Origin of the sequence: Streptomyces sp. NPDC001822 (genome assembly GCF_042892135.1) — a bacterium.
Taxonomy (GTDB): domain Bacteria; phylum Actinomycetota; class Actinomycetes; order Streptomycetales; family Streptomycetaceae; genus Streptomyces.
Genome location: NZ_JBIATW010000017.1, coordinates 70,689 through 83,485, shown reverse-complemented (window position 1 = coordinate 83,485; position 12,797 = coordinate 70,689). Strand labels below are relative to the sequence as shown.

At 71.9% G+C, this 12,797-nt stretch carries 9 protein-coding genes; 6 read left to right on the top strand and 3 right to left on the bottom strand.

Annotation, left to right across the window (positions count from 1 at the left end):
- Positions 1-48 precede the first annotated feature (48 nt).
- The 3 genes from ACFYY2_RS30110 (at position 49) to ACFYY2_RS30100 (ending at position 5,190) form a co-directional block, all read left to right on the top strand.
- Complete coding sequence (locus ACFYY2_RS30110) at positions 49-1,884, top strand: ABC transporter transmembrane domain-containing protein (RefSeq protein ID WP_388748824.1); 1,836 nt, start codon at positions 49-51, stop codon at positions 1,882-1,884.
- Positions 1,881-3,662: an ABC transporter ATP-binding protein gene (locus ACFYY2_RS30105; RefSeq protein ID WP_388748822.1), complete on the top strand. Its 1,782-nt coding sequence runs from the start codon at positions 1,881-1,883 to the stop codon at positions 3,660-3,662. The genes ACFYY2_RS30110 and ACFYY2_RS30105 overlap by 4 nt, the downstream gene beginning before the upstream one ends.
- A 166-nt stretch (positions 3,663-3,828) precedes the next feature.
- Entirely contained in the window at positions 3,829-5,190 is a 1,362-nt protein-coding gene (locus tag ACFYY2_RS30100) for an NAD(P)/FAD-dependent oxidoreductase (RefSeq protein ID WP_388748820.1), read from the top strand.
- 67 nt (positions 5,191-5,257) lie between these two features.
- On the opposite strand, the gene ACFYY2_RS30095 is transcribed toward ACFYY2_RS30100, so the two are convergent.
- The gene (locus ACFYY2_RS30095; protein WP_388748818.1) at positions 5,258-6,793 is read right to left on the bottom strand and encodes an ATP-dependent DNA ligase; all 1,536 of its coding nucleotides are present in this window, start codon (positions 6,791-6,793) and stop codon (positions 5,258-5,260) included.
- Positions 6,794-6,902: 109 nt separating this feature from the next.
- Positions 6,903-7,694: a metal-dependent hydrolase gene (locus tag ACFYY2_RS30090; RefSeq protein ID WP_388748816.1), complete on the bottom strand. Its 792-nt coding sequence runs from the start codon at positions 7,692-7,694 to the stop codon at positions 6,903-6,905.
- A 157-nt stretch (positions 7,695-7,851) separates the two neighbouring features.
- Here ACFYY2_RS30090 and ACFYY2_RS30085 point away from each other — a divergent pair, with 157 nt between their 5' ends.
- The gene (locus tag ACFYY2_RS30085) at positions 7,852-10,365 is read left to right on the top strand and encodes a DEAD/DEAH box helicase (RefSeq protein ID WP_388748814.1); all 2,514 of its coding nucleotides are present in this window, start codon (positions 7,852-7,854) and stop codon (positions 10,363-10,365) included.
- A gap of 34 nt (positions 10,366-10,399) precedes the next feature.
- On the top strand, positions 10,400-11,275 hold the full coding sequence (locus ACFYY2_RS30080) for an acyl-CoA thioesterase II (protein ID WP_329035131.1): 876 nt from the start codon (positions 10,400-10,402) through the stop codon (positions 11,273-11,275).
- Positions 11,276-11,287: 12 nt separating this feature from the next.
- On the opposite strand, the gene ACFYY2_RS30075 is transcribed toward ACFYY2_RS30080, so the two are convergent.
- On the bottom strand, positions 11,288-11,515 hold the full coding sequence (locus ACFYY2_RS30075) for a DUF6011 domain-containing protein (RefSeq protein WP_388748813.1): 228 nt from the start codon (positions 11,513-11,515) through the stop codon (positions 11,288-11,290).
- A 309-nt stretch (positions 11,516-11,824) separates the two neighbouring features.
- Between ACFYY2_RS30075 and ACFYY2_RS30070 the strand changes: the two genes are divergently transcribed.
- Complete coding sequence (locus ACFYY2_RS30070; RefSeq protein ID WP_388748812.1) at positions 11,825-12,781, top strand: DUF389 domain-containing protein; 957 nt, start codon at positions 11,825-11,827, stop codon at positions 12,779-12,781.
- The last annotated feature ends 16 nt before the right edge of the window (positions 12,782-12,797 follow it).

Below are 12,797 nucleotides of genomic sequence, written 5' to 3'. Positions count from 1 at the left end.
GTCCACGTGGTCCGCACGTGGCCTCCGCCATCCGATTCCTGGGACGACATGCAGATTCGCGATCTTCCGTACTCCGATCCCGGCGATCCTGATGTCCGGTCCGGACCCCGTTTCCTGTTCTGGCTGGGAAGGAGTCAGCTCACCGGGCAGCTCAAGTCACTGTCCTGGGGGCTGCTCCACCACTGCGCGATCGCTGGCCTCCCGCTCACCGTGGGGTTCGCGGTCCAGGCAGTCATCGACCGTTCCGGCCGCGACCTGGCGCTGGCCGGCGGGCTCCTGCTCGCTCTCGGTGTCCTCATCGCCGTGGGCGACACCATGCTCCACCGCACCGCGGTCACCAACTGGATCACGGCCGCCGCACGCGTGCAGCAGCTGCTGGCCCGCAAGACCGCCGAACTGGGTTCGGCCCTCACCCGGCGGGTGGCGGCGGGTGAAGTGGTCGCCGTCTCGACCGGTGACGTCGAGAAGATCGGCTGGTTCGTCGAGGCGCTGTCCCGTTTCGCCGCCGCGGCCACGGCACTGGTGCTGATCTGCGTCGGGCTGGTCCTCTACCTGCCGTCGCTCGGCGTACTGGTCGCGATCGCCACTCCCGTCCTCGCCCTGGCCGTTCTTCCGCTGCTCCCCCGGGCCACGCGCAGGGCGGATCTCCAGCGCGAGAAGGCGGGCCGGGCCACCGAGCTGGCCTCCGACACGGTGGCCGGGCTGCGGGTGCTGCGCGGGATCGGCGGCGAGGACCTGTTCCTCGGACGCTACCGGCGGGCTTCCCAGGAGGTCCGGGAAGCCGCCGTGCGCAGCGCGCGCATGTGGGCCGCCATCTCCGCGGTCCAGGTGTTCCTGCCGGGTGTGCTGCTGATCTCGCTGGTCTGGTACGGGGCGACGCTGGCCAGGGACGGCCGCATCGACATCGGCCAGCTGGTCACGGTCTACAGTGCGGCGACGCTGATGCTGTTCCCGCTGCGCAACGTGGAGGAGATCGCGATGGCGTACTCCTTCTCGCGGCCTTCCGCGCAGCGGGCGGTGCGGGTCCTCTCGCTGCACCGCACCACCCGGACCTCCACGTTCGACGCCGCGCCCCGGGGCGACCTGTACGACCCGGTGACCGGGCTCATGGCGCCGCAGGGCCTGTTCACAGCGGTGGTCTGCGGCGATCCCGACGAGGCGGGCAGGCTCGCCGAACGGCTCGGCGGACACGCCGGAGAGGGCGACGGGTCCGCTCCGGCTCCCTCCGTGCTGCTCGGCGGTGTTCCGCTGGACGACCTGCCGCTCGCGGCGGCGCGGGCCGCGGTGCTGGTTCAGGACAAGGACCCGGTGCTGCTCTCGGGAACGCTGCGCGAGCTGCTGGACGTACCGTCGTCCGGTGACGTCCGGCCGGGCGACGCGCTCGACGCCGCCCAGTGCGGAGATGTGCTGGACGCGCTGGCACAGGCGTCGGCCGACACCGCGGGCGACCCCATGGACACCCGTATCACCGAGCGCGGCAGGTCGCTGTCGGGCGGTCAGAGGCAACGGCTCGCGCTGGCGCGCTCGCTGGTCACCGATCCGGAGGCGCTCGTACTGGACGAGCCGACGTCGGCCGTCGACTCGCACACGGAGGCCAGGGTCGCGGCCGGTGTCGAACGGCTGCGCCGGGGCCGCACCACGGTGGCCTTCGCGTCGTCCCCGCTGCTGCTGGACCTGGCGGACCGTGTCGTGCTGGTGCACGAGGGCACCGTCGTGGCCGCCGGCACCCATCGCGAACTGCTGCGGGACGAACCGCGTTACCGCGCGGTCGTCACCCGCGAGACCGAGGACGAGACAGCCGCGTCGGGGGTGCGGGACGGTCTCGCCGTCGTCGACGGCCTCCGGCAGGTCCGGACGGCCGATGAGATCGAGGAGAGAGCATGATCGGCGTGGCTCCACCGGCGTACGACCCGGCCGCCCCCGAGTCGGCGACGACCCTGCCCGTGGGAACGCCGGCGACGGTACGGGCGTACGTGCGCGCGCTGCTGAGGCGCCACCGCAGGGCGTTCGCGGTGCTGATCGCGGTCAACGCCGTCGCGGTGATCGCCTCGATCACCGGGCCCTACCTGCTGGGCGGGCTGGTCGAGGACCTGTCCGACGGGGTGACGGACCTGCATCTGGAGCGCACCGTGGCGGTGTTCGCCGTGGCGCTGATCGTACAGACCGTGTTCACCCGGACCATGCGGCTGCGCGGTGCCATGCTCGGCGAGGAGATGCTCGCCGATCTGCGCGAGGACTTCCTCGTGCGCTCCGTGGGGCTGCCGCCCGGTGTCCTGGAGCGGGCCGGTACCGGGGATCTTCTGTCCAGGATCACGACGGACATCGACCGGCTCGCCAACGCGATGCGTGAGGCCGTGCCGCAACTGGCGATCGGGGTGGTCTGGGCCGGACTGCTGCTCGGCGCGCTCGCGGTCACGGCCCCGCCTCTCGCGCTCGCCGTGCTGATCGCACTCCCGGTGCTCGTGATCGGCTGCCGCTGGTACTTCCGCCGCGCGCCGTCGGCGTACCGCTCGGAGGCCGCCGGATACGCGGCGGTCGCGGCGGCGCTCGCCGAGACCGTGGACGCCGGCCGGACCGTGGAGTCCCACCGGCTGGGCGCCCGCAGGATCGCGCTGTCGGACCGGCGGGTGGCGGAGTGGACGGCCTGGGAGCGGTACACGCTGTTCCTGCGCTCGGTGCTCTTCCCGGTCATCAACGCCACCTACGTCACGATCCTCGGCTCGGTGCTGCTGCTGGGCGGCTGGTTCGTGATGGAGGACTGGATCACCGTCGGACAGCTGACGACGGGTGCGCTGCTGGCGCAGATGATGGTGGACCCGCTGGGCCTGATCCTGCGTTGGTACGACGAACTCCAGGTCGCCCAGGTGTCGTTGGCACGTCTGGTCGGCGTCCGGGAGATCGAGCCGGACGCCGGTGACGAGCTGGTCGGGCCGGACGGCCGTGAGGTCAGGGCGGACGGGGTGCGGTTCGGGTACCGCGCCGGCGTGGACGTCCTGCACCAGGTGTCCCTGGAGGTCGCTCCGGGCACCCGGCTGGCGCTGGTCGGGCCCTCCGGTGCGGGCAAGTCCACCCTGGGCCGTCTGCTGGCGGGGATCTACGCCCCCCGGACCGGCGAGGTCACCCTGGGCGGCGCCGAGCTGTCCCGCATGACGGCGGAGCGGGTGCGGTCCCACGTCGCCCTCGTCAACCAGGAGCACCACGTGTTCGTGGGTTCGCTCCGGGACAACCTCCTGCTGGCCCGTACGGACGCGCAGGACGCGGAGCTGTGGGCGTCGCTGGCCGCGGTGGACGCGGACGGCTGGGCCCGTGCCCTGGAGAAGGGGCTGGACTCCGAGGTCGGCTCCGGCGGTCTGGTCCTCACCCCGGCGCAGGCACAGCAGATCGCGCTGGCGCGGCTCGTGCTGGCGGACCCGCACACGCTGGTGCTGGACGAGGCGACGTCCCTGCTCGATCCCCGGGCGGCGCGCCACCTGGAGCGTTCGCTGGCCAAGGTGCTCGACGGCCGTACGGTCGTGGCGATCGCGCACCGGCTGCACACCGCGCACGACGCCGACGTGATCGCGGTGGTCGAGGACGGCCGGATCAGTGAGCTGGGCAGCCATGACGCGCTCGTGGCGGCGGACGGTGCGTACGCGGCGCTGTGGCGCTCCTGGCACGGCTGAGCGGACGCGGTCGGGGGCCCGGCGGTACCGGCGGGTTCCACCCGCCGGTACCGCCGGGCCGCACGGGAGGCGAACTCGGTCCCGTCCGGTGAGGATGAGGGGTGACTGGCTCCGGATACGGGGCAGGCGAGCGATGACCGCGTAAGCCCGAGAAGGGACGCACACCGTGGCACGACCCAGGATTCTCGTTGTCGGCGCCGGCTTCGCCGGGGTCGAGTGCGTGCGCAGGCTGGAACGCACCCTCGCCCCGGGCGAGGCGGAGATCGCGCTCGTCACCCCGTTCTCGTACCAGCTCTACCTGCCGCTGCTGCCACAGGTCGCCTCCGGAGTGCTCACCCCGCAGTCGGTTGCGGTGTCCCTGCGCCGCAGCAGGCGGCACCGCACCCGGATCGTGCCCGGCGGGGCCATCGGAGTGGACACGAAGGCCAAGGTCTGCGTGGTCCGCAAGATCACCGACGAGATCGTGAACGAGCCGTACGACTACATCGTGCTCGCCGCCGGCAGCGTCACCAGGACGTTCGACATCCCGGGGCTCGTCGAGAACGCCAGGGGCATGAAGACCCTGGCGGAGGCCGCCTACATCCGCGACCACGTCATCTCCCAGCTGGATCTGGCCGACGCCAGCCAGGACGAGGAGGAGCGGGCGTCCAGGCTCCAGTTCGTCGTGGTCGGGGGCGGTTACGCCGGTACGGAGACGGCCGCGTGTCTGCAGCTGCTCACCACCAACGCCGTCAAGCACTACCCCAGGCTGGACCCGAAGCTGATCAAGTGGCACCTGATCGACATCGCGCCGAAGCTGATGCCGGAACTCGGTGACAAGCTCGGAACCAGTGCCCTGGAGATCCTGCGCAGGCGCGGCATCGAGGTCTCGCTCGGTGTGTCCGTCGCGGAGGCGGGCCCGGACAAGGTGACGTTCACGGACGGCCGGGTGCTGCCCTGCCGCACGCTGATCTGGACCGCCGGGGTCGCGGCCAGTCCGCTGATCGCCACCCTCGGCGCGGAGACGGTGCGCGGCAGGCTCGCGGTGACACCGGAGATGACCCTGCCGGGGGCCGACGGGGTGTTCGCGCTCGGCGACTCGGCGGCGGTCCCCGACCTGGCGAAGGGCGGCGACGCGATCTGCCCGCCCACCGCCCAGCACGCCATGCGGCAGGGCCGGAAGCTCGCGGACAACATCATCGCGTCGCTGCGGGGCGGCACGCTGCAGCCGTACGTCCACAAGGACCTCGGTCTGGTCGTGGACCTCGGCGGCCGGGACGCGGTCTCGAAGCCGCTGGGCATCGAGCTGAAGGGTCTGCCCGCCCAGGTGGCGGCCCGCGGCTACCACTGGGCGGCGCTGCGGACCAATGTCGCCAAGACGCGCGTCATGACGAACTGGCTGCTGAACGCGATCGCGGGTGACGACTTCGTGCGCACCGGCTTCCAGGCCCGCAAGCAGGCGACCCTGCGCGACTTCGAGTACACCGACGCCTACCTCTCCCCGGAGGAGCTGCACGCCCGCACGGCCGGGGTGGACGCCCGGGGCTGATACGCCGCAGCGCGGCCCCCGGACCGAGCCGCCGGGGCGGGAGCCCCGGTCGTGTCCGGGAGGACCGTCAGGCACGGCGCGAGAGCACCGTCTCGACCGTGTCGGCCTCCTCGGCGCGCTTGTCCTCGCGGTAGCGCAGGACACGGGCGAACCGCAGTGTGACGCCGGCCGGATAGCGGGTGGAGCGCTGGAGCCCGTCGTAGGCGATCTCCACGACGAGTTCCGGGCGCACGGTGACGACATGTCCGTCGTCGCCGGTGGAGAGTTCCCGGAGACGTTCGGTCTGCCAGCCGAGCATGGTGTCGGTGAGTCCCTTGAAGGTCTTGCCGAGCATCGCGAAGGTGCCGTCCTCGCGGCGTGCCCCCAGATGCAGGTTGGAGAGCTTCCCGGTGCGCCTGCCGTGCCCCCATTCGGCGGCCAGGACGACCAGGTCCAGCGTGTGCACGGGTTTCACCTTCAGCCAGGACGCGCCGCGCCGGCCCGCGCTGTAGGACGCCCCCAGGCCCTTGACCACGACGCCCTCGTGCCCGCGGGCCAGGGTGTCCTCGGAGAACGCCACCGCGGCGGCCCTCAGGCCCTCGTCCCCGGTGTCCTCCACGACGGCACGCCGTACCCGCATCGGTTCCGGCACGAGAGCGGCCAGTTCCCTGTGACGGTCGGCGAAGGGCAGGTCCAGCAGGTCGCGCCCGTCCACGGACAGGACGTCGAAGAAGACGGGGACGACGGGGACGGTCTCGGCGGCGTCCGCGACGTCGCGGCGGGAGCCCACGCGTCCGGCGGTCTCCTGGAAGGGCCGGGGTCTGCCGTCGGCGCCGAGGGCGATCACCTCGCCGTCGAGGATGAACCGGCCGGCGGGGAATCCGGCCACGGCCGTCGCGAGCTCGGGCAGCCGGTCCGTGATGTCGTCGAGCGTTCGGGTGTACGCCCGCACGCTCGTGCCGTCCCTGTGGACCTGCACGCGGATCCCGTCCAGCTTCTCCTCCACCGCGCAGGGGCCGAGCTTGTCGACGGCTTCGAGGACCGAGCGCGCGGTGTGCGCGAGCATCGGCTGGACCGGGCGGCCGACGGTGAGCCGGAAGGACGCCAGGGCGCCCGGGCCCCGCGAGAGGAGCGCTCGGGCGACGTCTCCCAGCGAGCCCGCGAGCATCACGGCGCGCCTGACCTCGGCGGCCGGCGCGCCCGCCGCGTCGGCGAGGGCCTCGACCGCCACGGCGTCCAGTGCTCCCTGGCGCACCTCACCGGTGAGCAGGGCCCGCAGGAAACGCTGCTCCTCCGCGGTGGCGGCGCCGAACAGCGCCGTCAGACGTTCCTTGCGGGCGGTCTGCGAGCCGGTGCCCTTCAGCGCGCCGATCGCGGTGAGCTCCGCGTCCGTCCCGGTCACGGTCAGCGTGGGGGTCACGGCGGGCGTCACGTCGCCGCGCAGCGTGCTCCAGCCGATCCCGAGCCGCCCCTGCGGGAGGCGGCCGGCGAGGTACGGGATGACGACCGGGACGTCGTCGGGCCCCGTCTCCCGGAAGAGGGCGGCGAGGAGGGCGGTCTTCCGGGTGCGGGCCGACGTCGCGGCCACCTCCAGGGACACGTGGGCGAGCCGGGCGAGCAGCATGCGGCCATGGTGCTACGCCGCCGCGTCCGCCGCCCCCGGAACCGCCGCCGCGCTCCGCACCCGGGGATTCGCGGCGTGCCCCGTACCGGACCCCGGGGCGGCCGTGGCGTCAGATGACGTTGAGGGCGGCCGCCGCGCCCACACCCCCGAGGATCATGAACGCCGGCATCAGTACCTTGATCTCCACCCAGCTGCCGGCGCGGAAGCGCATGAACTTGGGCGGGCCGAGCGCGTACCAGCGCTTACGGCCGAGCGGGATGGGCCAGAGGATCGGGCAGCCCGACACGGTGAGCGCGTCGCCGATGTCGTGGACGAGGGCGCCGAGCACGATCGGGAGTCCCAGCCAGAGGTACTCCTGACCGGGGGCGTCGAAGAGCCAGCTCGCACCGTTGCCCTGCTTGTCGAGGACTCCGGCCAGGATCCAGGCGCTGGTCGCCCCGAGCAGCCACACGAGGACGTCGCTGGAGACCCTGGCAGCCCGCCAGAGGAGCCCTTCGACGGCGAGGACGAGGTGGACGAAGAGGATCGCCAGGACGGCCCACCGGCCGCCGAACACCGCGGCGGCCGAGGCGGTGGCACCGGTCAGCACCGCCCACAGCCAGGTGTGGGTGAGGGTGCGGTGGCCGCCGGTCCTGCGCGGGTCGCCGGGTCCCTTCGTCGCTTTGTAGACGGCGTACGAGAGCTTGTCGACGATCTCGCAGAGCGCCTTGGAGACGGGACCGAAGGCGCGCGAGATCGTGGCCGACTTGTGGTCGAGGTCCGGGGCGAGTGCGGCACCGGCGGTGATCAGGGCCCCGACGACCAGCACGGGCCAGGGCATCGCGTGACCCGCGGCTGCGGCCGCGGCACCCACCCCCAGCCAGGCCGCCGCCCCTGACAGAGAGTGTGCCGGTCCCATCATGGCTTTTTCCCGCCCCCATCGTGGTTCGGCCGTGTGTCACGGCCGGGCCGCCATTGTCTGTGCGAGGCGGCCGAGTTGAGTGGGAAGCGTATCGTCCGTGATCTTCGCGCGGTCCTCCGGTTCCCTCATCCGGGCCGGAGGCAGGCAAGATGGGCACGTGACCCTTATCGATCAGCTCCCCCCGACCGCCGACCCGGACGCCCTCTTCGAGTCCTTCTCGTCATGGACCGAATCGCAGGGCATCACCCTCTACCCGGCTCAGGAGGAGGCGCTGATCGAGGTGGTCTCCGGGGCGAACGTGATCCTCTCCACGCCCACGGGCTCGGGGAAGAGCCTGGTCGCCGCGGGCGCGCACTTCACCGCTCTGGCCCAGGACAAGGTCACGTTCTACACCGCGCCGATCAAGGCGCTGGTCTCGGAGAAGTTCTTCGACCTGTGCAAGCTCTTCGGCACGGAGAACGTCGGCATGCTGACGGGCGACGCCTCGGTCAACGCGGACGCGCCGGTGATCTGCTGCACGGCCGAGGTCCTCGCCTCGATCGCGCTGCGTGACGGCAAGTACGCCGACATCGGCCAGGTCGTGATGGACGAGTTCCACTTCTACGCCGAGCCCGACCGGGGCTGGGCCTGGCAGATCCCGCTGCTGGAACTGCCGCAGGCACAGTTCGTACTGATGTCGGCGACCCTCGGCGACGTCTCGATGTTCGAGAAGGACCTCACCCGCCGCACCGGACGCCCGACGTCGGTGGTGCGTTCCGCGACACGGCCGGTGCCGCTGAGCTACGAGTACCGGCTGACGCCCATCACCGAGACGCTGACCGAGCTGCTCGACACCAGGCAGTCGCCGGTCTACATCGTGCACTTCACGCAGGCCGCGGCGGTCGAGCGAGCCCAGTCGCTGATGAGCATCAACATGTGCAGCAAGGAGGAGAAGGAGAAGATCGCCGACCTGATCGGCAACTTCCGCTTCACCACCAAGTTCGGCCAGAACCTCTCGCGGTACGTGCGCCACGGGATCGGGGTGCACCACGCGGGCATGCTCCCCAAGTACCGCCGCCTCGTCGAGAAGCTGGCGCAGGCGGGCCTGCTGAAGGTGATCTGCGGGACGGACACGCTCGGTGTCGGCGTCAACGTCCCCATCCGCACGGTGCTGTTCACGGCACTCACCAAATACGACGGAACCCGGGTGCGTACGCTGCGCGCGCGGGAGTTCCACCAGATCGCGGGCCGCGCCGGCCGGGCCGGGTTCGACACGGCGGGCTTCGTCGTGGCGCAGGCGCCCGAGCACGTCATCGAGAACGAGAAGGCCGTCAAGAAGGCCGGGGACGACCCCAAGAAGAAGCGCAAGGTGGTCCGCAAGAAGGCCCCCGAGGGCTTCGTCGCCTGGTCGGAGACCACCTTCGACAAGCTGATCACCTCGGATCCGGAGCCGCTGACCTCGCGCTTCCGGGTCACGCACACGATGCTCCTGTCGGTCATCGCCCGGCCGGGCAACGCCTTCACGGCGATGCGCCGGCTGCTGGAGGACAACCACGAGCCGCGCCGCGCCCAGTTGCGGCACATCCGCCGGGCCATCGCGATCTACCGCTCGCTGCTCGACGGCGGTGTGGTGGAACGGCTCGACACGCCCGACGCCGAGGGCCGGATCGTGCGGCTCACCGTCGACCTGCAGCAGGACTTCGCGCTCAACCAGCCCCTGTCGACGTTCGCTCTGGCCTCGTTCGACCTGCTGGACGCCGAATCCCCCTCGTACGCCCTGGACATGGTCTCGGTGGTCGAGTCGACGCTCGACGACCCGCGGCAGATCCTGGCCGCCCAGCAGAACAAGGCGCGGGGCGAGGCCGTCGGGCAGATGAAGGCGGACGGCGTCGAGTACGAGGAGCGCATGGAGCGGCTCCAGGAGGTCACCTACCCCAAACCGCTGAGCGAGCTGCTGTGGCACGCCTACGACGTGTACCGCACGAGCCACCCGTGGGTCGGCGACCACCCGGTGTCGCCGAAGTCGGTGATCCGGGACATGTACGAACGGGCCATGACCTTCACGGAGTTCACCTCGAACTACGAGCTGGCCCGCACCGAGGGCATCGTGCTGCGTTATCTGGCGAGCGCCTACAAGGCGCTTGAGCACACCATCCCCGACGACCTGAAGTCCGAGGACCTGGAGGACCTGATCGCCTGGCTGGGCGAGATGGTGCGCCAGGTGGACTCCAGTCTCCTGGACGAGTGGGAGCAGCTGGCCAATCCGGAGGTGGAGACCGCGGAGCAGGCGCAGGAACGCGCCGACGAGGTCAAGCCGGTCACGGCCAACGCCCGCGCCTTCCGGGTCCTGGTGCGCAACGCGATGTTCCGCCGGGTCGAGCTGGCGGCCCTGGACCGGGTCCGGGACCTGGGTGAGCTGGACGCCGACGCGGGCTGGGACGAGGACGCGTGGGGCGAGGCGATGGACGCCTACTGGGACGCCCACGAGGAGCTGGGCACCGGTCCGGACGCCCGCGGGCCGAAGCTGCTGAAGATCGACGAGGACCCCGGTCACGGGCTGTGGCGGGTGTGGCAGGCGTTCGCCGACCCGGCCGGGGACCACGACTGGGGTATCAGTGCGGAGGTCGATCTCGCGGCCTCCGACGAGGAGGGCCGGGCAGTCGTCCGGGTCACGGCCGTGGGTCAGCTGTGACGGCGCACCGGCCGGAAGAGTGGAGAGCAACCGCATGACGAACCCCGCCGACAGCCTGGTCGAGCTGCTCGACCTGGAGCGGATCGAGGTCAACATCTTCCGCGGCCGGAGCCCCGAGGAGTCCCTGCAAAGGGTCTTCGGAGGACAGGTCGCGGGCCAGGCGCTGGTCGCGGCAGGCCGCACCACGGACGGGGACCGTCCGGTGCACTCGCTGCACGCGTACTTCCTGCGGCCGGGGCGCCCCGGCGTGCCGATCGTGTACGACGTGGAGCGGGTGCGGGACGGCCGTTCCTTCACCACGCGCCGGGTCACGGCCGTGCAGCAGGGCCGGACGATCTTCAACCTGACGGCGTCCTTCCACCGTCCGGAGGAGGCCGGCTTCGAGCACCAGCTGCCGCCCGCCCGCACGGTGCCGGACCCCGAGGACCTGCCGACGGTGGCCGACGAGGTGCGCGAGCACCTGGGCGGTCTGCCGGAGGCGCTGGAGCGGATGGCGCGGCGCCAGCCCTTCGACATCCGCTACGTGGACCGGCTGCGCTGGTCGCAGGAGGAGATCAAGGGCGCGGACCCGCGCAGCGCGGTGTGGATGCGCGCGGTCGGCCCGCTGGGCGACGATCCGCTGGTGCACACGTGCGCGCTGACGTACGCGAGCGACATGACGCTGCTGGACGCGGTGCGCATCCCGGTCGAGCCGCTGTGGGGGCCGCGCGGCTTCGACATGGCGTCCCTCGACCACGCCATGTGGTTCCACCGGCCGTTCCGGGCCGACGAGTGGTTCCTGTACGACCAGGAGTCGCCGATCGCCACGGGGGGCCGGGGGCTGGCCAGGGGCCGGATCTACGACCGCCAGGGTCAGTTGCTGGTGTCCGTGGTGCAGGAGGGGCTCTTCCGCCGTCTCGACGCCTCGTAGGCGGGCGGCGGGTCAGATCCCGGGCAGCGGGTCCTGGTCCACCTCGTGCCGACGGGTCCGGATGTCCGGGCCCGCCGGGTGCAGTTTGGCGTCGCAGGCGGGCCCGAGACCGGCTCGGCGGGACTCCGCTCCGGTGAGGGGGCGTCCGCACAGGGCGCAGCGCACGGCGCGGCGGCCCGGTGCGGGCGCGGGCCCGGCCTGCGGCTCCGGGAATTCGGGGAAGGGCTCGGGGGACTCCACGGGATGATCCTCTCAAGCCGCGGGGACGCGGGGGACGGCGAGCGGTGCCGCTCGGTCCGCGGTGCCCGGTCGGGAGCCCGGCCGCCGTGGTGCGGCGGAGGCGGGTGCACCCCCGCGGCGCGCTGCGGCGGACCGGTCGGCGTCGAGCCGCACCGACACCCGCTCACGCGGCTGCGGATAGCCCGTGGGACCCCGTACCGCTGTGGGAGGGTATCGGTCCATGACCGTCCGATCTGTGGCATATCACCGCGAGAACACCCGACCGGCGCCGGGACCGAAGCCGCTCCCCCGGCCGCACGGAGGTGCGGCGTGGACATGATCCACGTCCGGGCCGTCAGCCCTCCTGACCTCACAGGGAGGGTGGAGGAGTTCCTCGCCGGTGATCCGTACGTCCTGAACCTGGTCGTCCTGCGGGGTGCCGCGCGCGGCCCCGACGGTGACTCCGTCGCCTGCGACGTGCTGACCGGGGCGGCGAACGGGGTCCTGCACGGCCTGCGGGAGCTCCAGGTCGACCGGCGCGGCTCCGTCGTCGTCGAGTCCGTCGACCTGTCGTTCCCCGGCAGGGCCGTGGACGACGCGGTGCGCGGCCTCGGGAAGCTGGTCGACGCGCCTGTCTGGGAGCAGGTGGAAGCCCGCATCCGGTCCGGTGGCAGATACCCTCCGAGTTTCTACTTCTACCTGGTCGTCGCGGGCCTGATCGGCTCCGTCGGCATCGTGACCAACTCCCAGATCCTGATCGTCGGCGCGATGGTCGTCGGACCCGAGTACGGGGCCATCGTCGCGGTGGCGCTGGGGATCGACCGCAGGGACCGGGCCATGGTCCGCAGAGGAATGTCCGCCCTGGGCGCGGGCCTGCTGCTGACGGTCGTGATCACCTTTCTCTTCAGTCTGCTGATCCGCGGCTTCGGGCTTCAGTCGGCCGCGTTCGACCGGGGACTGCGGCCCGTCTCCGACCTGATCAACACCCCCAACTTCTTCTCGTTCGCCGTCGCGGCGCTCGCCGGCGTCGTCGGCATCGTCTCGCTCACCGAAGCCCGTACGAGCGCCCTGCTCGGAGTGTTCATCTCCGTGACGACGATCCCGGCGGCCGCTGCCATCAGTGTCTCCACGGCCTTCGCCAGTTGGTCGGAGGCGTGGGGGTCGCTCGTCCAGCTGCTGGTCAACATCTCGGTCCTCATCGTGGTGGGCGCGGGCGCGCTCAGGTTCCAGCGGGCGATCTGGCGGCGTGCGGGCCTGGGCGGAATCCGTCGCGAGCCCCGCGTCTGAGGGCGGCCGGGACCGC